At 60.6% G+C, this 20,227-nt stretch carries 17 protein-coding genes and 2 pseudogenes; 9 read left to right on the forward strand and 10 right to left on the reverse strand.

The features are described 5' to 3' along the window. Positions 1 to 429: 429 nt before the first annotated feature. On the reverse strand, positions 430 to 1,299 hold the full coding sequence (locus CWM57_RS26790) for a helix-turn-helix transcriptional regulator (protein WP_063106180.1): 870 nt from the start codon (positions 1,297 to 1,299) through the stop codon (positions 430 to 432). 108 nt (positions 1,300 to 1,407) lie between these two features. Between CWM57_RS26790 and CWM57_RS26795 the strand changes: the two genes are divergently transcribed. Together CWM57_RS26795 and CWM57_RS26800 are read left to right on the forward strand one after the other, a co-directional pair. Continuing rightward, complete coding sequence (locus CWM57_RS26795; RefSeq protein WP_016160435.1) at positions 1,408 to 2,835, forward strand: MFS transporter; 1,428 nt, start codon at positions 1,408 to 1,410, stop codon at positions 2,833 to 2,835. Between the two features lie 70 nt (positions 2,836 to 2,905). Beyond that, complete coding sequence (locus CWM57_RS26800; protein ID WP_004202471.1) at positions 2,906 to 4,150, forward strand: mechanosensitive ion channel family protein; 1,245 nt, start codon at positions 2,906 to 2,908, stop codon at positions 4,148 to 4,150. Between the two features lie 3 nt (positions 4,151 to 4,153). Here the strand turns inward: CWM57_RS26800 and CWM57_RS26805 are convergent, their stop codons facing one another. Beyond that, positions 4,154 to 5,134: a LacI family DNA-binding transcriptional regulator gene (locus tag CWM57_RS26805; RefSeq protein WP_100631504.1), complete on the reverse strand. Its 981-nt coding sequence runs from the start codon at positions 5,132 to 5,134 to the stop codon at positions 4,154 to 4,156. A gap of 233 nt (positions 5,135 to 5,367) precedes the next feature. Here CWM57_RS26805 and CWM57_RS26810 point away from each other — a divergent pair, with 233 nt between their 5' ends. Continuing rightward, entirely contained in the window at positions 5,368 to 5,784 is a 417-nt protein-coding gene (locus tag CWM57_RS26810) for an Exc2 family lipoprotein (protein WP_004183289.1), read from the forward strand. 19 nt (positions 5,785 to 5,803) lie between these two features. Here CWM57_RS26810 and CWM57_RS26815 read toward each other — a convergent pair whose 3' ends face one another. From CWM57_RS26815 to CWM57_RS26835, 5 genes are all read right to left on the reverse strand, one after another. After that, the gene (locus CWM57_RS26815) at positions 5,804 to 6,955 is read right to left on the reverse strand and encodes a Gfo/Idh/MocA family protein (RefSeq protein WP_100631505.1); all 1,152 of its coding nucleotides are present in this window, start codon (positions 6,953 to 6,955) and stop codon (positions 5,804 to 5,806) included. A 1-nt stretch (position 6,956) separates the two neighbouring features. Next, positions 6,957 to 7,979 (reverse strand): sugar phosphate isomerase/epimerase family protein, encoded by a 1,023-nt coding sequence (locus tag CWM57_RS26820; protein ID WP_100631506.1) that lies wholly within the window; start codon positions 7,977 to 7,979, stop codon positions 6,957 to 6,959. Positions 7,980 to 7,995: 16 nt separating this feature from the next. Continuing rightward, entirely contained in the window at positions 7,996 to 9,201 is a 1,206-nt protein-coding gene (locus CWM57_RS26825; RefSeq protein WP_165784268.1) for an MFS transporter, read from the reverse strand. Positions 9,202 to 9,387: 186 nt separating this feature from the next. Continuing rightward, positions 9,388 to 10,764 (reverse strand): phenylalanine transporter, encoded by a 1,377-nt coding sequence (gene pheP / locus CWM57_RS26830; RefSeq protein ID WP_074386642.1) that lies wholly within the window; start codon positions 10,762 to 10,764, stop codon positions 9,388 to 9,390. A 258-nt stretch (positions 10,765 to 11,022) separates the two neighbouring features. After that, on the reverse strand, positions 11,023 to 12,507 hold the full coding sequence (locus tag CWM57_RS26835) for an aldehyde dehydrogenase family protein (protein WP_074386643.1): 1,485 nt from the start codon (positions 12,505 to 12,507) through the stop codon (positions 11,023 to 11,025). A gap of 159 nt (positions 12,508 to 12,666) precedes the next feature. Here CWM57_RS26835 and CWM57_RS26840 point away from each other — a divergent pair, with 159 nt between their 5' ends. The 4 genes from CWM57_RS26840 (at position 12,667) to CWM57_RS26855 (ending at position 16,672) form a co-directional block, all read left to right on the forward strand. Further along, on the forward strand, positions 12,667 to 13,968 hold the full coding sequence (locus CWM57_RS26840; protein ID WP_100631508.1) for an NAD(P)/FAD-dependent oxidoreductase: 1,302 nt from the start codon (positions 12,667 to 12,669) through the stop codon (positions 13,966 to 13,968). Positions 13,969 to 13,981: 13 nt separating this feature from the next. Beyond that, a complete protein-coding gene (locus CWM57_RS26845) occupies positions 13,982 to 14,347 on the forward strand; it encodes a cupin domain-containing protein (protein ID WP_061155438.1) in 366 nt (121 codons plus the stop codon). A 305-nt stretch (positions 14,348 to 14,652) separates the two neighbouring features. Further along, positions 14,653 to 16,152, forward strand: coding sequence for an APC family permease (locus CWM57_RS26850; RefSeq protein ID WP_100631509.1), 1,500 nt, complete (start codon positions 14,653 to 14,655; stop codon positions 16,150 to 16,152). Then, positions 16,130 to 16,672, forward strand: a complete 543-nt coding sequence (locus tag CWM57_RS26855; RefSeq protein WP_100631510.1) for a DUF3156 family protein — start codon at positions 16,130 to 16,132, stop codon at positions 16,670 to 16,672. The genes CWM57_RS26850 and CWM57_RS26855 overlap by 23 nt, the downstream gene beginning before the upstream one ends. 66 nt (positions 16,673 to 16,738) lie before the next feature. Here the strand turns inward: CWM57_RS26855 and CWM57_RS28280 are convergent. The 3 genes and pseudogenes from CWM57_RS28280 to CWM57_RS26870 form a co-directional block, all read right to left on the reverse strand. After that, a pseudogene (locus tag CWM57_RS28280) lies at positions 16,739 to 16,836 on the reverse strand (transcriptional regulator); the annotation flags it as partial. Next, on the reverse strand, positions 16,837 to 17,010 hold the full coding sequence (locus CWM57_RS26865; RefSeq protein ID WP_165784267.1) for a type II toxin-antitoxin system HigB family toxin: 174 nt from the start codon (positions 17,008 to 17,010) through the stop codon (positions 16,837 to 16,839). It abuts the pseudogene before it with no gap. A 121-nt stretch (positions 17,011 to 17,131) separates the two neighbouring features. Continuing rightward, on the reverse strand, positions 17,132 to 17,815 hold the full coding sequence (locus CWM57_RS26870) for a response regulator transcription factor (protein WP_074386648.1): 684 nt from the start codon (positions 17,813 to 17,815) through the stop codon (positions 17,132 to 17,134). Between the two features lie 511 nt (positions 17,816 to 18,326). On the opposite strand from CWM57_RS26870, the pseudogene CWM57_RS26875 reads away from it, so the two are divergent. Together CWM57_RS26875 and CWM57_RS26880 are read left to right on the forward strand one after the other, a co-directional pair. Continuing rightward, positions 18,327 to 19,102, forward strand: a pseudogene (locus tag CWM57_RS26875) (SDR family NAD(P)-dependent oxidoreductase). A gap of 25 nt (positions 19,103 to 19,127) precedes the next feature. After that, the gene (locus tag CWM57_RS26880; protein WP_100631512.1) at positions 19,128 to 19,919 is read left to right on the forward strand and encodes a MoaF C-terminal domain-containing protein; all 792 of its coding nucleotides are present in this window, start codon (positions 19,128 to 19,130) and stop codon (positions 19,917 to 19,919) included. The last annotated feature ends 308 nt before the right edge of the window (positions 19,920 to 20,227 follow it).

Consider the following 20,227-nt stretch of genomic DNA (forward strand, 5'->3'; position numbering starts at 1 on the left):
CTGGAGCCGCATCTATGCCGGGTGGCGGCGTACGCCTTACCCGGCCTACAAACCCAAATCACCGCGGGTCCTGGGGCTGCTGAAACTGCCGGTGCTGGCGGCCTCAACATCGCTGAGACGTTCCCGGCAGGCCGGGGCAGCCCGCATGGATGCGGGCTGAGGGCCGTGTTTTGCACGGACGCTGCCTCGGCCCGACCCGAAGCCTGCAGGGATAAGTCGAAGGCACCACGAAGTGGCGATGTTGCTGGCCGGAGCCCGGGGGTACAGGGGGCGGCGGCGACTGGCCGCCCCCTGTGCGCTCCCTGCGCCATGAGAGATATAACGCAGAAGACTAACCGGGAGCGCAATGTGCGCTGAAGCCACAGATAACATAAAAGCCCGGCCGGGCAATACCCTAAGATGGCACATTGCCAGCCATCTGATTCCTTGTCATGAATGTTGGTCCAGCCACGCCAGCGCCTGCTCGCCCGCCTCATCCATCGGCAGATAGACCAGCAGGCGCGAACCGTTGCGCGGCGCCGAATACCAGTACATCTGCTGCAGACTGAATCGCCCGAGCTGCGGGTGGTTAAAATGTTTAATCTGGTTTTCCACACCGCGCACCTCGTAACGCTGATGCCACAGCGCTTCAAACTCCGACGAGGCGGCAAAAAAGCGCGCCAGCTTGTTTTCCCACGCCGGATCGCCACGGTGCTCGGCCATCGCGGCGCGGAAATAGGAGACGAAGGTCGGCAGCACATCGCGATTTTCGATCCGGCTGCGCCAGGTCTCATGGGTCAGATAGAGATAAATGCAGTTGCGATCTTCTTCCGGGAGGGTGGCGAAATCGATGCCCATCAGGCGGCAGAAGCTGTCGTTCCAGGCCACAATATCAAAGTTCGGTTTCTGAATGCTGGCCGGCTGCGGCATCAGGCTGTCCAGCATCCGGCGGGTGCCGGGGCTGATGCCTTCGCACACTGTCACCTGGGTGGCTTCCGGCGGGGTCAGCCCGGCCAGTACGAACAGGTGCCGGGTCTCCAGCGGACTGCACTGTAAAGCATTCGCCACCCCCACCAGCACCGCCTCCGACGGATTCACCTCCCGCCCCTGCTCCAGCCAGGTGTACCAGGTGACGCCGACGTCGGCGAGCATCGCCACCTCTTCCCGACGCAGGCCCGGCGTGCGCCGGCGGCCCACGCGGGGCAACCCCAGGCGCTGCGGATCGAGGCTTTCACGGCGGGCGCGCAAAAATGCCCCCAGCTGTTTGCGTCGATCGTCCGGCACGGCGATCGTCAACTCCCGTTGCGGCATCGTGGTCATCACCCCTCCAGCATAGTAGTGCCAGTACCAGTATAGACAGGAACTGGTACCCGTTTAATTTATCGGTAATGCTACGTCGGTCTGCTGAATGACGCAATGGAGAATCCCATGAATACGTCTGCTGTTTCACCCGGCCGCGCCGGTCTGTTGCTGCTGCTGGGCGGCCAGATGCTGCCGCTTATTGATACCTCGATCACCAATGTGGCGCTGGACGCCATCACCCACACCCTGGCGGCCAGCGCCACGCAGCTGGAGCTTATCGTCGCGCTCTACGGCGTCGCCTTTGCCGTCTGCCTGGCGATGGGCAGTAAGCTTGGCGATAACTACGGCCGCCGGCGTCTGTTTATGTGGGGCGTCGCCCTCTTTGGCATCGCTTCCCTGCTGTGCGGGATGGCGAACAGCATCGGCGCCCTGCTGGCGGCCCGCACCCTGCAGGGCGCCGGGGCGGCGCTAATTGTGCCGCAGATCCTCGCCACCCTGCACGTGACCCTCAAAGGCCCCGCCCACGCCCGGGCCATCAGCCTGTATGGCGGCATCGGCGGCATCGCCTTTATCGTCGGTCAGATGGGCGGCGGCTGGCTGGTGTCGGCGGATATCGCCGGACTGGGCTGGCGCAACGCCTTTTTTATCAATGTGCCGATCTGCCTGCTGGTGTTGGCTCTGAGCCGCCGCTATGTGCCGGAAACCCGTCGCGAGACGCCGTCGCGTATTGACTGGCTGGGCACGCTGTACCTCGCGCTGATCCTCTGCTGCCTGCTGTTCCCGATGGCCCTCGGTCCGGAGCTGCACTGGCCGCTGTGGCTGCAGCTGATGCTGGTGGCGGTCCTGCCGCTGATGTTCGCCATGCGTCAGAGCGCCCTGCGCCAGCAGCAGCGCGGCGACCATCCCCTGCTGCCGCCGCGTCTGCTGCAGTTGACCAGCATCCGCTTCGGCATGGCCATCGCCCTGCTGTTTTTCAGCGCCTGGTCCGGCTTTATGTTCTGCATGGCGCTGACCATGCAGGAGGGGCTGGGGATGGCGCCGTGGCAGTCCGGCAATAGCTTTATCGCCCTCGGCGTGGCCTATTTTATTTCGGCGCTGTATGCCCCGCGGCTTATCGCCCGCCACAGCATGGGGCGGATCCTGTTGACCGGTCTGGCGGTGCAGATTGCCGGACTCCTGCTGCTGTGCGCCACCTTCTCCCGCTTCGGCATCGCCACCACCGCCCTGACGCTGGTCCCCGCCACGGCGCTGATCGGCTACGGCCAGGCGCTGATCGTCAACAGTTTTTACCGGATTGGCATGCGCGATATCAGCGCCAGCGACGCCGGGGCCGGGAGCGCCATCCTCAGCACCCTGCAGCAGGCGACCCTCGGTCTCGGACCGGCTATCCTTGGTTCGCTGTTCCTCGCGCTGGCCCGTCGCGGCGGCGGAAACTATCCGCAGGCGCTGATTGATTTTCTGCTGGTCGAGGTGGCGATGATGCTGTTGCTGGGGGCCATCGCGCTGTGGCTGCGCCATCATCTCAACCGACAGCCGGCGACGGTAGCGTCGTAATACCGGCGGCGGTGATTTGCATAATCACTATCCAGCGGTCATCATACCCGCTGGATATTCAGGAGACGTTATGCAGGAATTAATATCGCAAATTGCCGCCTTAGGTATCGAAATAACCCCCACCCGCTCGCTGATGATTATCTTCGGCATTATCTTATTCACCGCCGTCGTCGTGCATCTGATATTGCACAAAGTGGTCCTGCGCGCGTTCGAAAAACGGGCGTTGGCCAGCAGCCACCTGTGGCTGCAAATCATCACGCAGAATAAACTCTTTCACCGACTGGCCTTTACCCTGCAGGGGATCATCGTCAACGTGCAGGCGGTGCTGTGGCTGCAAAAAGGCAGCGAGGCGGCGGAAATATTAACCACCGTGGCTCAGCTATGGGTGATGATATATGCCATGCTGTCCTTCTTCTCGCTGCTGGATGTGATTTTAAAGCTGGCGCAGAAATTTCCCGCCGCCTCACAGCTGCCGCTGAAGGGTATATTCCAGGGGATTAAGCTGGTGACGGCGATTATTATCGGCATCCTGATTATTTCGCTGCTGATAGGCCAGTCACCGGCGATCCTGATTAGCGGGCTCGGCGCGATGGCCGCGGTGCTGATGCTGGTGTTTAAAGATCCGATCCTCGGCCTGGTGGCCGGTATTCAGCTCTCTGCCAACGATATGCTCAAGCTTGGCGACTGGCTGGAGATGCCGAAGTACGGCGCCGACGGCGCGGTGATCGATATCGGCCTCACCACGGTCAAGGTGCGCAACTGGGACAATACCATCACCACCATTCCGACCTGGTCGCTGGTCTCCGACTCGTTTAAAAACTGGAGCGGCATGTCGGCCTCCGGCGGCCGCCGCATCAAACGCAGCCTTAACATCGACACCACCAGCATTCATTTTCTTGATGAACAGGAGCAGCAGCGCCTGATCCGGGCGAAATTACTCAAACCCTATATGGATTCGCGCCACGAGGAGATTAGCGCCTGGAACCAGCAGTATGCCGGGGAACAGTCGGTTCTCAATGAGCGGCGAATGACCAATGTCGGCACCTTCCGCGCCTATCTGCAGGAGTATTTACGCCATCATCCACGCATCCGCCAGGATATGACCCTGATGGTGCGCCAGCTGGCGCCGGATGCCAACGGGTTGCCCATCGAGATCTACTGCTTCACCAACACCGTGGTGTGGGCGGAATATGAGGGGATCCAGGCGGATATTTTCGACCATGTCTTCGCCGTGGTGGAAGAGTTTGGCTTACGCATTCATCAAACGCCCACCGGCAACGACATTCGCGCGCTGGCGGGCGCCTTCTCCCGCTGATCCTCAGGCACTGGCGCGGTCAATCACGCGCCAGTCCATCATCACCCGCTCGACGGCGGCGTCAGGATCGTCGATGCGTTTCATCAGCAAGGCCACCGCCGTGCGGCCGATCGCCCGGGAGGGCTGTTCGACGGTGGTCAGCTGCGGGGAGACCACTTCCGCCAGCTCGGTGCCGTCGAAGCCGATCACCGCGATATCCTCCGGCACCCGCAGTCCGGCCTGGGCGATCGCCCGCAACGCCCCGGCGGCGAGGGAGTCCGAAACGGCAAACACCGCATCGGGCTGCTCGTTTTGCGACAGCAGCTGCTCCATCGCCCGTTTACCAGCCGCCGCGCTAAGATCCTGCGCGTAGGTCACCTGCTGATACGCCAGACCATGCACGTGCAGCACGCTTTTATAGCCACGCTCGCGCAGGCGGGCATAGCGATAGCTCAGGTCGTGATTAATGAGCGCAATGCGGCGGCGGCCGCTGTCGGCCAGCCGGGACACCGCCCCCTGAGCCGCCTCGACGTCGTTAATCCCGACGCAGGAGATGCTGCCGGTGTCGGCATACTCCGCGCACTGCACCCAGGGCGCATCGCCAATCATGGTGGTCAGCTCCGGCAGGCTGGAGAGCGCGTTCATGGTAATAATGCCGTCGACCATTTTGCCGGAGAGCAGCTGCAGGCCCGAGGTCGAGCGAGCCAGGTCCGACCCGGAATTACACAGCAGAATGCGGTAGCCATTCTTCTCCGCCTCTTCTTCTATCCCTTTCACCACCTCGGCGCAAAAGGGGTTGGCAATATTGGAGACCATCACCAGGATCATATTGCTGCGGGCGGTTCGCAGCTGACGCGCCAGCAGGTTCGGCTGATAGTTGCTCTCTTTGATCGCCTGCAGCACGCGCTCACGGTTTTTGGCTTTTACCGTATCGCTGTTGTTCAGCACCCGCGACACCGTGGCCACCGAGACGCCGGCCAGACGAGCAATTTTCTGAATAGACATAAACCCTGCACTTCCTGCGGTAGAGGTGGATCCTGCAGGCTATCATAAATGACCTCTGGTCAGCCTGCCAGCCTGGCGCGAAAGCGCGGGAACGCGCGAGAAAACTATTAAAAATCAGGGCTTCTCTCCCACGCCGTTAACGCGCATCCTTTTGCCGTTCCACCCGGTTCGCGCTCTGGCGACAGCCCCCCTGGCGCCCTATTTCTTCGTTTATGATTAAGGATGATATCTCCATGAGGCTCTCCACCGCGGTTCTCGCCCTCAGCTGTGCCCTGGCAACAATCACCGGCTGCACCTCGTCAAAATCGTCACCGGAACGCCACGCTTACGCGTTTGTCGCCCACCGCTCCGATTTTGTCGGCGGTAATTTCACCGTCAACCGCCAGGAAAATTACCGTTTAAACCTGCCGACCTTCACGGCAATGTACGCCCGCGGCCAGCAGGATAAAGCCGCTGGCATGAGCGAAAGCGACGCCCGCCGCACCGCCGAGGCCATCAAACAGCAGGCGGCGCAGGGCACCCGCACCGAACACGCCTTTACCGGCAATGCCAGCGACAAATGGGATAATGCGATGGAAAATAAAGATGCCGTCCTGTTCGGCAACGAGCTCTCCGGTGCCTATCTCGACGGCTATCTTGGGGTGAAATAATCCTGCGCCCCGCCTGCGCTCAGCGTTCGACGCTGACCCAGCGCTGTTCCTGATGGCTTTTGACGATCGCCTCGATGATGTACATCACATCGGCGCCGTCGTCGAACGCGGCGAAGCGCCGGGCCCCGGCCTCCGGCATCCTTCCGGCACGTACCGCCTGATAAAATTGCCCCATCATATTCTTGAAGGCATCCGGCCAGCCCTCAATATGGCCGCCGGGGTAATGGGCGCTGGCGGCGGCCTCCGGCCGCAGCAGGCTCGGGTCGTCGCTGAGCAGGCGATCCGGCTGCTCGCGGTGGCCGATCCACAGCCGCTGGGGCACTTCCTGATCCCAGGCCAGAGAACAGAGGCTGCCATTAATCTCCACCGCCAGACGGTTTTTCCGCCCGGCGCTCACCTGGGAGACCATAAAGCTGCCCTTGCTGCCATCGTCAAAACGCAACAGCACCGAGCCAAAGTCCTCAGTATCGACAGGCCGGGTTTCATATGCCTGCGCCTCGTGAACGGCGCTGAAGGTCGCTTTGCCATCGACTGGCGCTTTACGCGTCGGCCAGACGATAGACAGATCCGCCATCACCTCGACAATCCGCCGACCGGTCATAAACTGCACGGTATCGCACCAGTGGGAGCCGATGTCGGCCACCGTCCGCGACGCGCCGCCCTGCGCCGAATCGACCCGCCAGTTGTAGTCGGTCTCCAGCAGCATCCAGTCCTGTAAATAGCTGCCGTGCGCGGCGAAGATTCTGCCAACATCGCCATGGCGGATCATCGCCGCCGCCTGCTGGACCATGGCGAACTGGCGATAGACGAAGCTGACGCCATGCACCACGCCGGCCCGGGCGGCAAGCGCCACCAGCTCCCGCGCCTCCTCCGCCGTCATACACAGCGGCTTTTCGGAGAAGACGTGCAGCCCGGCGGCGAGGATCTGCCGGTTAATCTGGGCATGCAGATGGTTCGGGGTACAGTTATGCACCACCTGCAGCCCCGGATGGGCCAGCAGCGCCTCCACGCTGTCGTAGGCATGGGCAATGTTCAGCGCCCGCGCCTTGCGCTGCGCCGCCTCAAGGCGGCTGTCGCATAGCGCCACGACCTCGACATCTCCCAGACGCCGCAGCGCCTCCAGATGTGCCGGACCAATAAACCCTGCCCCGATAATCGCGACCTGAATCATATTATTCCCTCCCGCCGGCGGCAAAGTCATCGAAGGCCCGTCCGGCAACGGGAATGATATGGCGGCGGATAAACTCGCTGCCCTCGCGCGCGCCGGTCTCGGCATCCTTCAGGCAGCACTCCCACTCCAGCACCGCCCAGCCGTCAAAATCATATTCGGTCAGCTTACTGAACACCCCTTTGAAGTCGATCTGCCCGTCGCCGGGAGAGCGGAAACGCCCGGCCCGCTGCTGCCAGGGCTGGTATCCGCCGTAGACGCCATTGCGCCCGTTGCGGCGAAATTCGGCGTCCTTGACGTGAAAGGCTTTAATACGCGAGTGATAGATATCGATATAGGTCAGATAGTCCATTTGCTGCAGATGCAGGTGGCTCGGGTCATAGAGCATATTGCAGCGCGGATGGTTATCCACCCGCGCGAGAAAACGCTCAAAGGTCACGCCATCGTGCAGATCTTCGCCGGGGTGGATCTCATAGCAGACATCGACGCCCTGTTCGTCGAAGTGGTCCAGCAGCGGGCGCCAGCGCCGGGCCAGCTCGGCAAAGGCCTCATCCAGAAGCGGCTGATTGTGCGGCGGCCACGGGTAAAAAAAGGGCCATGCCAGCGCCCCGGAAAAGGTCGCGTGCGCCTTCAGCCCCAGGCGGCCGGAGGCCACCGCCGCCTGCTGCACTTTCTCCACCGCCCAGCGCTGGCGCGCCTGCGGATCGCCATGCAGCGCCGCTGGGGCGAAGGCGTCAAACGCCGCGTCATACGCCGGATGCACCGCCACCAGCTGTCCTTCAAGGTGAGTGGACAGCTCGCTAATTACCAACCCATGCTCCGCCAGGATGCCGCGGACTTCGTCACAGTAGGTCTGGCTCGCCGCCGCTCGCTCGACATCAAAAATCGCCGGGTGGTTGCAGGGGATCTGCAATGCCCGGTATCCCAGGCCGGCGGCCCACTGCGCCACCCCCGCCAGGGTGTTAAACGGCGCCTGCGGGCCGATAAACTGCGCCAGAAAAATGCCCGGTCCCTTAATCGTTTTCATACCCCCTCCTGTAAAATTAGTGCGGCTCTTTCTCGTTGTACTGGAAAGAGAAAAGGAAAATCAGGGCGATAACCGCGGCGGCCACCGCCGGGATCCACCAGAAGGTCACCCAGGCCTGCGGCACGCTCTGGCCGGCCACCAGATGGTTATACAGCGTGCCGGAGATCTGCGAGCCCAGCAGCATGCCGATCCCGTAGGTGAACATCACAATCATGCTCTGCGCCTGGCCTTTGACCTTCTCGCCCGCCACGCGGTCGGTGTAGATAAAGCCGACGACAAAGAAAAAGTCATAGCATACGCCGTGCAGCAAAATGCCCATATAAAGCAGGAAACGCCCCTCTTCGCTGACCCCGAGGGCAAAAAAGGCGTAGCGGACAAACCACGCCACCATGCCGATGAGCAGCATGTATTTCACCCCGAGGCGGCGGAACAGCAACGGAATGATCAGCATAAAGACGATCTCCGACATCTGGCCAAACGACATCGCGGTGCTGACATCCTTGACGCCGGCATCCGCCAGATACGACGCGGTATAGGCGTAATAAGTGCCTAACGGCACGGAAATTAAGGTGGCGCAGAGGGAAAAAATCAGGAAGTGACGGGTTTTCAGCAGCGCGAAGGCGTCCGCACACAGCAGATCGCGAAACTGAACCGGCATGCCTTTGGCCGGCGCCGGGGTATGGGGCAGCGTCAGGCTGTAAATCGCCAGCGCGACCGAACAGAGTGCCGCCAGGGTGAAGATGCCGGTGGTATCAGAGATACCGGTCACCCCGATGCAGATCCCGGCGATAATCCAGCCGATGGTGCCGAACACGCGGACCACCGGGAAGGTTTTATCGACATTGGCCAGGCTGTGGAACGCAATATTGTTGGTCAGCGCCAGGGTCGGCATATAGCACAGCGTATAGCCGAACAGCAGGCCAATCAGCAGCGCGCCGTTCTGCGCCACCAGTGCCTGGGGGACAAACCACAGGATTGCCGCCCCGGCGAGATGCATCACCGCCATCACCTTCTGCGAGGCGAAAAAGCGATCCACCAGCATTCCCAGCACAAAGGGGGACAGGATGGAGGCGATCGGCCCGGCGGAGAACGCATCGCCGATCAGCAGTGACATCTCATAGCGGGTCATCACCAGCCCCAGGGTCACCGACCAGCTGCCCCAGATAAAGAACTGCATAAACATCATTAACGACAGCCGCGGCACCAGAAAACGGTGGCTCACGCGGGCACTTGCCTGACCTTCGGTTGTGGTGATCATGTTGCTTGCCCTCAAAAAGTAATCGATTACAAAATCGCTCAAGACAAAAGTAATCGATTACAAAAAGAAGATCGCCAGGCAAATTCCCCACCTGCGAAGAAGATCACAATAAAAAGGCAGGCAGCCCCGCCGGACGGCGGGGCGTCTCGCTTACGCCGGGCGGCGCAGCAGTTTGAAGGCGATAAACAGGAACAGGATCCACACCGGCAGCAGGATCGCCGACAGGCGCATCCCATCAATGGTGCACATCAGCACCAGGATCAGCCCAAGAAAAGCAATGCAGAAGTAGTTGCTGGCGGGCGCCAGCAGCGCTTTGAACTTCGATTCACGCCCTTTGCGGCGCTGGGCGGCGCGGAACTTCAGGTGCGCCATACAGATCATGATCCAGTTCAGGAGCAGCGTCGCCACCACCAGGGCCATCAGCAGCCCCAGCGCTTCATGCGGCAGCAGGTAGTTCAGCACCACCACCAGCGAAGTGATAATTCCGGAGAGCAGCAGAGAGTTCACCGGCACGCCGCGTTTGCTGACGCGGGCGAGGAACGTCGGCGCATTGCCCTGCACCGACAGGCCGAACAACATCCGGCTGTTGGAGTACACGCCGCTGTTATAGACCGACAGCGAGGCCACCAGAATGACGAAGTTCAGCGCGGACGCCACCATGTTGCTGTCGAGATGATGGAAAATCATCACAAACGGGCTGCTGTCGGATTTGATCTCCACCCACGGGTAGAGCGCCAGCAGCACCACCAGCGAACCGATATAGAACAGCAGGATACGATAAACCACTTGGTTCACCGCTTTCGGGATGCTCTTTTCCGGGTTTTGCGCTTCGGCGGCGGTGATGCCGATAAGCTCCAGCCCGCCGAAGGAGAACATAATCACCGCCAGCGACAGAATAAGACCGTGCCAGCCGGTGGCGAGGAAGCCGCCGTGTTTCCACAGGTTGTCGAACCCGGCTTTGCTGCCGCCGTGGCCGCCAAACAGCATCCACAGGCCAAAGGCGATCATGCCGATAATCGCCAGCACCTTAATCAGCGCGAACCAGAACTCCGCTTCGCCATACAGACGGACGTTGACGAGATTGACGGCGTTAATAATGAGGAAGAAGGCCGCCGCCCAGACCCAGGTCGGGACGTCGGGCAGCCAGTACTGCATATAGATCCCGGCGGCGGTCAGCTCTGCCATCCCTACCAGCACGAACATCACCCAGTAGTTCCAGCCGGACAGGAAGCCGGCGAACGGGCCCCAGTATTTGTAGGCAAAGTGGGCAAAGGAGCCGGATACTGGCTCTTCCACCACCATTTCGCCCAGCTGGCGCATGATCAGAAAAGCGACTATCCCGGCCACGGCGTAGCCCAGCAAGACCGCCGGTCCGGCCATCTGGATAGCGGGACCAATACCGAGAAACAGGCCGGTGCCAATCGCGCCGCCAAGGGCGATAAGTTGAATATGTCGGTTCTGTAAACCGCGATGAAGCGTCGGGCCGCTCTCTTCTACGGCATCCGACGACGTTGACGCGTCTTTCACGTCGTTCCCCTGTGTGTTTTTGCGAAGGGGCACCTTTTATCACTTAGGGGGAATTGTCGCAAGTTGCATGGGGCTATGGCGCGGACAGGGGCGGCCAGATTAACCACCGCTCGCATGGACCCAGGCCAGGCAAGGCGTCGCCGCCGCCCGGCACATACGCGGCTGTGCACCCGCTATCCTTGCCCGGTGGCGCTATGCTTACCGGGCCTGGGAGGTGGGCGCCTGTCGCCCGGCCAGGGCTGCCTCCACCGACAAAACTTAATAGCGCACCATCACCGACTTCAGCTCCGTGTAGTCATCAATAAACGCGCTGCCGAATTCGCGCCCGATACCCGAGCCCTTCATGCCGCCAAACGGTACCGCCGGGTCGAGGAAGGTATGCATATTGACCCACACGATGCCGGCGTCAATCGCCTCCGAGTAGCGTAGCGCCTGACGAATATTATCGGACCAGACGCTGGCCGCCAGGCCATATGGCGACGCATTGATCTGCGCCAGCGCCTCTTCTTCACTGCGATAGCCGATGAAGCTGCACACCGGACCGAAGGTCTCTTCGCGCATCAGGGTGCTCTCTTCGCTGCGGACTTTGACCGCGGTCGGCTGCAGGAAATAGCCCTCGCCGGGCAGCGCTTCACCGCCGCAAACAATGGTATCCCCCTCGTCGCGCGCGATCTGGATCAGTTTGAGCACTTTCTCGTATTGCTGACGGTTGGCCAGCGGCCCCATCAGCGTCTGTTCATCCAGCGGCGAGCCGGGCGCGAAGGCGCTGAGTCTTTCTTTCAGCAGCGCCAGCACTGCATCCAGTTTGCCCTGCGGCAGATAAAAGCGCTCCGCGGCGGCGCAAATCTGCCCCTGATTCAGGTAGCCGGCTTCAATAATGCCGTTGACCATCGCCTCCGGCGTCAGGTCATCCAGGAACAGCGCGGCGTTTTTGCCCCCCAGCTCAAGGGTCACCCGTTTACCGGAAGCGCTGGCCGACTGCTGGACTTTTTCACCGGTGGCCACCGAGCCGGTGAAGCTCACCTTGGCGCAGGCCGGATGCGTAATCAGCCGCTGGGCAATCTCGCCGCCGGCGCCGTTGACCACGTTAATCACCCCATCCGGGATACCCACCGCTTTTGCCAGCTCCGCCACGCGCAGCAGCGTCAGCGGGGTATATTCGCTCGGTTTGAGGACGATGGTGCAGCCGCAGACCAGGGCCGCCGCCAGCTTCCAGATGGCAATCATGATGGAGAAGTTCCACGGCACAATACCGACCACCACCCCCAGCGGCTGGCGGCGGGTAAACGCGGTATATTTCTCACCGTTCATGGAGGGGAGCGACACATCCAGCGTCTCGCCCGTCACCTTCCCCGCCCAGCCGGCGAAGTAGCGCAAAAACGCCACCGATTGATCCAGCTCCAACATCCGCGCCAGCATGATGGTCTTGCCGGAGCAGAGACTTTCCAGCTGCGCCAGCGCTTCGCGATGCTCAGCCAGGGCATCCGCCAGCTTCAACAGCAGCGTACCGCGCGCCAGCGTCGGCATCTCGCGCCACTGACTGAACGCCTGGCGGGCACTTTCCATGGCGCGATCCGCCTGATCCACATCCGCTGCCGTCACCTCAGCAATTGCCTGACCGGTGGCCGGGTTAATCACCGCGAACGGCGCGCCGTGGCCTGCCGCCCGCTCTCCGGCGATGAACTGCCCGTGCGGCTGGCGTAAAAAGGCGGTCACTTCCGCCAGTAAGGTTATCTCGCTCATCGTCAGCACCCGTTTTTTCAGCAAAGTTGGCCTATCACAGCACGGTTGCTCTGCGCCGCCCATCGTTCTAAAGAACGTCATTCTTTCGGACGATATTCAACGCCCACATGGCGTGCTGTGATGAGGACCTTGAGCCAGGCAAGACCACAGGGTAACGCGATGAACATTAAAATCGATGCGCTGAACTACTACGGCGCGACGAAGAAATACCACCTCCATTTTCCGGCGCTACGGGAAGATATTGAAGCCGATGTGGTGATTATCGGCGGCGGCTTCTCCGGCATTAATACCGCGCTGGAGCTGGCGGAACAGGGCATCACCAACGTGGTGGTACTGGAAGCACGCCATCTCGGCTACGGCGGTACCGGGCGCAACGGCGGCCAGGTGATGGCCGGTATCGGTCACGATATCGAAGCGGTAAAAAAGCACGTTGGCAAAGAGGGGCTGGAGACGCTGTTTAAAATTTCCAATCTCGGCGCGGGCATCATTCGCGAACGCATCCGCAAATACCATATCGACGCCGATTTCGTCCCCGGCTACGGCTATCTTGCCTATAACCAGCGGCAGCTCAAAACGCTGCGCCAGTGGGAGAAAGAGTTTAAGGCCGCCACCCCGGATGAAGATATCGAGCTGTATACCGGCAAAGAGGTGCAGCAGGTGGTTGGCTCCGAGGTTTACTGCGGCGCGCTGAAACATATGGGCGGCGGGCAGATCCACTCGTTGAATATGCTGCTCGGTTCGGCGCAGGCTGCCCATTCGCTGGGGGTGAAGATTTTTGAATCCTCGCCCGTGGTGGAGGTGAATTACGGCAAACAGGTGCGGGTACGCACCGCGATGGGCAGCGTGAAAGCCGCCAAACTACTGTGGGCCTGCGACAGCTTCCTCAATAATATGGAGCCGGAGATCTACAACAAGACGCTGGTGACCTACTCCTATCAGGTGTCAACGGAGCCCCTTTCCGATGAACTGATCGAGCGCATCAGCCCACTGCGCGGCGCCTTCAGCGATATTCGCCCGGTGATTAACTACTACCGCGTCACCCGGGAAAATCGCCTGCTGTTCGGCAGCGCGACTCGCTTCGTGGAATATACGCCGAATGATTTCGCCGCCTGGAATCGCACGCTGCTGGCGGAGGTCTTTCCCTATCTGAAGGATGTGAAGATCGATTTCGCCTGGGGCGGGCCGATGGCCTGTAGCGCCAACCTGTTCCCGCAGATCGGCACCCTACGCGATCACAACAACGTTTTTTACGTCCAGGGGTACTCCGGCTTCGGCGTCACCCCGTCACACATCGTGTGCAAAATCCTCGCCGAAGGGATCAATGGCGGTTCCGACCGCTATCGCCTGCTGAGCAGCATCCCCCACGCGACCATCCACGGCCGTGACAGCCTGCGCTTGCTATTAGTCACTGCCGGAAAATTGATGCATCAAACCGCCGGTTTCTGGAAAGGCCGGAGTTAACAAGGAGAACGCTATGCACGCTTTTAAACTTAAACACCCGGTACCTGACCTGCAGCCGATCGGCAGCGTCAGCCTGCTCGGCGCGACGCCGACCGCGGGAGACCCGCAGGTGGCCGGGGCGATGATCTACGGCGAGCCGCAGGACGCCTTTACCTGCGGACTGTTTTCGTCCACTGAGGGGAGCTTTACCATGACCTATCCGTTTACCGAGCACGCTACCGTGCTGGAAGGCGAAGTGGAGTTGACCGTCGCCGGCGGCGAGCCACAGCGCTTTACGCCGGGCGACAGCTGGTTTGTCAAACAGGGTACCGAAGTGGAGTGGAAAATCCTGACACCGCGCTTTGTGAAGCACTACCTGGCGAACGTCGAGACGCGCTAACAAACTGATAATGCCCGGTGGCGCTGCGCTTGCACGGGCCTGGAGGACGAATGCCGTCGGTAGGCCGGGTAAGGCGCAGCCGCCATCCGGCAGAAATACGCGCAACGTGGCAAGACGGATGGCCCCGGTTTTCGGGGTCATGTTGTTTATCCACCGCGACATTCATCGACTGCGTCACAGAATCATGCGCCGCCCTCCACCTTCCGGACGATATTCATTGAGCAGGATGCCCGCCTAAATTATGACTATCCGGGAGTGGCGCTGGCTATTCCCTGCCCTACCCCATTATTGTGCAGAGGTTGACTATGTTTAGTAACAGACTCGCCAGCCATCTTGAGCGCGGCGTCGTCGGCTTCCCGACCACCCTCGCCAGCTCCGTCGGGCTGATCATGGCCAGCCCGGTGATCCTGACGGTCACCAGCGGCTTCGGCATGGGCGGCGATACCTTCGCGCTGGCGGTGCTGCTGGCCTTTATTATGATGCAGGCGCAGGTCACCACCTTTGCCGAGGCGGCGACGCTCATTCCTACCACCGGTTCGGTGTACGACTATATCTCCTGCGGCATGGGCCGCTTCTTCGCCATCACCGGCGCGCTGTGTGCCTATCTGATCGTCCATATTTTCGCCGGGACGGCGGAGACGATCCTGGCGGGCATTATGGCGCTGGTGAACTTCGAATCGATCAACGCTCAGATGGCCGCCCACCAGAACACCTGGATGGTGGGTGTCGGCATGGTGGTGATTTTCGGCTTGCTCAACGCCATCGGCGTGGAAATCTTCGGCAAGGTCGAAGTGGTGCTGACCTTCGGCATGTGGACCACACTGACTATTTTCGGCCTGTGTGGCATTTTTATGGCGCCGGTGACTCATCTTTCCGGCTGGTTCGGCACGCCGCTGAACATCAGCGATATCAACGGTCTGTTCGGCTATATCGGCATGGCGATGTTTATGTTCGTCGGCTGCGAACTGGTGACGCCGATGGCGCCGGAGATCAAACAGGCCCACCGCACGATTCCGCGGGCGATGGCGCTGGGCCTGCTGGGGGTCGCCAGCTGCATGTTTATCTACGGCGCGGCGATCAACCGCCAGGTGGAGAATACCGTGCTCGACGCGGCCAACAACGTCCATCTGCTGGATACACCGATGGCGATCCCGGCCTTCGCCGAACGGGTGATGGGCCACGCCGGCCAGTACTGGCTGGGGGTCGGGCTGCTGCTGGCCGGCTGCGCCACCATCAATACGCTGATGGCCGCCGTGCCGCGCATTATCTACGGCATGGCGCTGGACGGCGCGCTGCCCCGCTTCCTGACCTGGCTGCATCCGCGCTTTAAAACGCCGGTGATCGCCATTGCCATCGGGGTGGCGATCCCCTGCCTGCACGCCTGGTATCTGAACGGCGATCTCGACCGCATCGTGCCGCTGATCCTCGCCGCGGTCTGCGCCTGGGGCGTCGCCTATCTGCTGGTGACCCTGTCGGTGGTGTTGCTACGTATCCGCCGCCCGGACCTGCCGCGCGCCTACCGCTCGCCGTGGTTCCCGCTGCCGCAGATTATCTCCAGCGTCGGGATCATCATCGCTATCGTCAATATCACGCCGCCGGGGATGGACAGCCGCCAGGTGCTGGTGCCGTTCGGCATTATGCTCGGTCTGACCGCCGCCTACGCCCTGTTCTGGACGGTGTGTGTGCAGCGCGTCAATCCGTTCAAGCCGCTGGTAGTGGAAGAGGTGGTTGAGCGCGCCATCAGCAACTACGAAAAACAGACCCGCGGGGAGATGACGCCAGATGTCCTCCGTCCCCTGGTTTGAGACGCCGTTAATGAACGCGGTGCAGCGCGATCTGGCGGGCTGGCCGTGCGAAAAGCTGAGCGAGCGCAGCGCATTGCTGCGGTTGAACGACGCCACCGCCATTACCTTCAGCGTGCGTCAGAAGCGGCTGTTTATGGCCAGCATTCACAGCTGCGAGTTTGTCGTCGAGGGGCCGGTGACCCGGCCCGCTCGCGGTAAAATTCGTGCCCATCAATCCGGCTGGTGGAAACGCCAGCCGATCCGCTTTATCGGCGGCAAAGGCAGCGAGGAACTCGCCGGCTATCTCAACGGTTTTCCCAGTCTCCAGCAAACCTTAAGTGAGCTGGACTACCGCCGCTTTTCGCTGACTTTCGGCGATAACCGCTGGCGCTGCTGCATTGAGCCGTGGGCCGCCAGCGAGGTGGTCTGCAAGATGCCGCCGCTGCGCCGTTATCTGAAGCTGGAAGCGCAGCAGCGGATGCTGCTGCTCAGCGTGCTGGCGATGGTTAATCAGGCGGTAAGCCAGTGGATGCATGAGTGAACCGAATGCCCGCGCGATCACGCGCCGATCAGGCTCTCAAGGGGGATGCCGAACTGCGCATGAAGTCGGCGAATCAGGCGCTGGCTCATTATCAAAAAAAGTTCAACGGCGCTTAGCGCGGCTTCGTAATCTTGTTCAGTGCGGATAGGCTTAACATTCATCATTTACGTCCTCTCAATCGTCTCAGCGTTTATCACGTCATATTCCTTATGCGTCCCGATAAACTTAACGAACATCCATCCCCGCAGATAAGCAACGGCTACGGTTAACCGGTCATCATTTCCCTTAATGTTGAATACCACCCGTTTATTTAAGGTTTTCACTGAGATTATCTTCATGTGCAGAGACCAGTCCCATTTCGGGACTAAGTAAAGAAAAAGTCCCGTACCGGGACTTTAGGGATCAACGTATCAGGAAAACGCCGTGCTGCCACGGCGCGCGCGGGATGCGAAAGTCAGATCACAGATGCAGCGTGCGCTGAGCGGCCGGCATCCAGGTTCGGGAAACCAGTTCGGTACGATTGACGACTTCGGTCTTGGCGAAAATGTTGCGCAGGTGCGTTTTTACCGTCGAGAGCGAGATATCCAGCTGGCGGGCAATCAGCTTATTGCTGGCACCTTCGCGCACCATGCCGACGATTTCCCGCTCTTTCGCCGTCAGGATGACGGGCAGGTCATCTTCTTCCTGCAGACAGTCGCGAATGGCCAGCTCCACCAGCGGCAGCACCGCCTGAGCCCGCTGGCGCTCTTCGCTGGAGAAAGGCACGTCACGCATCAGCGAGATACCGGCGATGATCCGCCGCTCGCGGCGAATAAAGATCTCGGTCATGTCGCGCACGTTATTCGGCAACATAAATTCATGATAGTAATGGCGGTTGCGGTCGCAGAGCCGCGGCGTCATCGCCGCCACGGTGGTGTTCTGGTGGCTAAAGTGCGACGGCAGAAGCGGATCCAGCGGCTGGAAGTTTTCCAGATATTGTTGATGCGTATTATCAGAAATATTATGCAATATATAGTTTTCGGGTTTTAAGCGATTATTTACTCGATAAAAAACCGCGGAAGTCAGTGGAATTAACTGGGATATAGTCTGTAAACAACGGGCTATTATCGCATCATTACGGCTGGCTTTTAACAAAGCAGACATGATAGGGCCTCCCCGTCGAGATGATGGTACGTGACACATGAATAACTACCGATGAATGAAGCATACATTTCACATTTAAGTAACACAATCATTAACATATTAACAATGTGATAGCCGTTACAAAATTTTAATCAATACATTGTTATATATAGCATTTAAAAAATGCGCTTGCCATGCTTTACCGTGGATGCGTTAAAACATAAACAAAAAATATTAACACCCTAACTACATTCCATTGGCGATAAAAAAAAGCTATCCCATACACCTCTCTCTCTCATCCTTAAGAACGATGGATTTCTGTTTTTTTTCACTTATACCCTTAACAGGATGCCCATTAACTTTCGCCGCGGCGTAATCCTGTGATGACGCCTGGCCTGCTGTTGCCAAAATAATGTGAGCAGCCCCCTTTGAGCGGGCGCCATTAGCCGCCCGGCTATCGTTCTTCCGGGCGATAGCCGGGACCTGGCGCGCTTTTTAAGGTAATCGGAAATCCCATTACAGGAGAGTGCCGATGGCGAGAGTCGTGGTAATTACCGGCGGTGGAACCGGAATTGGCGCCGCCTGCGCGCGGCTGATGTGCGCGGCGGGCGATCGGGTGTTTATTACCGGGCGGCGCGAAGCGCCATTGCAGGCTGTCGCCGATGAGACCGGCGCCACGGCGCTGGTGGGCGATGCCGCCGACGGCGAGTCCTGGGTCAGCGGCTGCTGCCGGCCATCCTCGACCAGGCTGGCGGGATCGACGTGCTGATCTGCAGCGCCGGCGGGATGGGCAACAGCCCCGCTGCCGAGACCAGCGACAGCCAGTGGCGCGAGGCGCTGGACGGCAATCTCACCAGCGCGTTCGCCAGCGTTCGCGCCTGTCTGCCTTCGCTGATTGCCCGTCGCGGCAATGTGCTGTTTGTCGCCTCCATCGCCTCGCTGGCTGCCGGGCCGCAGGCCTGCGGCTACGTCACCGCTAAACACGCCTTAATCGGTCTGATGCGCTCCGTGGCTCGCGATTACGGCCCACAGGGGGTACGCGCCAATGCTATCTGTCCCGGCTGGGTTACGACGCCGATGGCGGATGAAGAGATGCTCCCGCTGATACAGGCGGAAGGGCTATCGCTGACGGAGGCTTATCAGCGGGTCTGTCGCGAGGTTCCGCTGCGCCGCCCCGCCAGCCCCGAGGAGATAGCCGAGGCCTGTCAGTTTCTCTGTTCGCCGCAGGCCGCCATCATCAGCGGCGCCACGCTGGTCGCCGATGGCGGCGCCAGTATCGTCGATGTTCCCACTCTGGCGTTTGCCTAACGCCCTACTCTGCTCAGGAGCCCACATGACTTCAGAAGCCGTATTTATCCAGGTCGGCGCGCTGGCCGATGGTTTTGCCCCGCACGGCAACCTGCTGGCTACCGCCAGCCTGCCCGCAGGCGAAACCTTTACCTTTTATGTCGCTGGCAGTAAGCCGCAGCAGTTGGTTATCGAAGATGACCAGACGCTCAGCTGGAACGGCAAGCGCGCCCCCTGGCGAGCAACCGCCCTGCGCCCCGATATTCTGTTCATCGACTTCCTTGACCCGGAGCACGATAACGCCAGCATCAGCGCGGTATGCAACCTGACGCAGCGCAATGCCACCCTGGTCTACGGCCAGCTGCCGGACGAAGCCGCCGCGCGGCTGGACGCCTTCAGCCGGGTGGAGCAAGGCCTGCCGCTAACCGCGGTAGAGGCACGGTTTGTTTTTGCCCGCCTGGATGAGCAGCCGGGGCCGCTGCCAGGCTTTACCACTGCGTTGGTCGGGATGCGTAATCAGTACACCTACAGTCCGACCGAGCGTTATGAGCATATTTATCTCAACGATAATTTTTACGCCTGGCAATGTCTGGATGGCGTGGAAAAGGGGCTGGCGGATGTCGATCGCTGCCACTATGTGCAGGTGGCGGAGGAGCTCTATCTGTTCGTCTGGCGGGAGAAAATCATTCCCACACTGGGGGTGATCCTGATCGATCTGCAGCAGATGCGCACCGACGGTAAGATCATGGGCTATCAGGGCAGCGATTTTGGCGCCTTGAGTAATTTCCCGGTCGGCGCGAGCGCGAAGATCCTCAACGTCACCCGCCATCAGGAATAAAGGGGCGTCGCCGGGCACGCTTTCAGGCACCACACCCGTCATTTCGCCGGGTGGCGGCTGGCGCCTTACCCGGCCTACCGGGCCTCTCACAGGATCACACCTCCCAGGCCCGGTAAGCGCAGCGCCACCGGGCGATGGCATCAGGTACGGAGCCGCTTTAGTGCCGGGTGGCGGCTACGCCTTACCCGGCCTACCGGGGCCTCTCACAGGAGCACACCGCGTAGGCCCGGTAAGCGCAGCACCACCGGGCGATGGCATTAGGCACGGAGCCGCTTTAGTGCCGGGTGGCGGCTACGCCTTACCCGGCC

The organism is Klebsiella sp. G-Nf4 (assembly GCF_002810615.1).
Lineage (GTDB): Bacteria > Pseudomonadota > Gammaproteobacteria > Enterobacterales > Enterobacteriaceae > Klebsiella > Klebsiella variicola.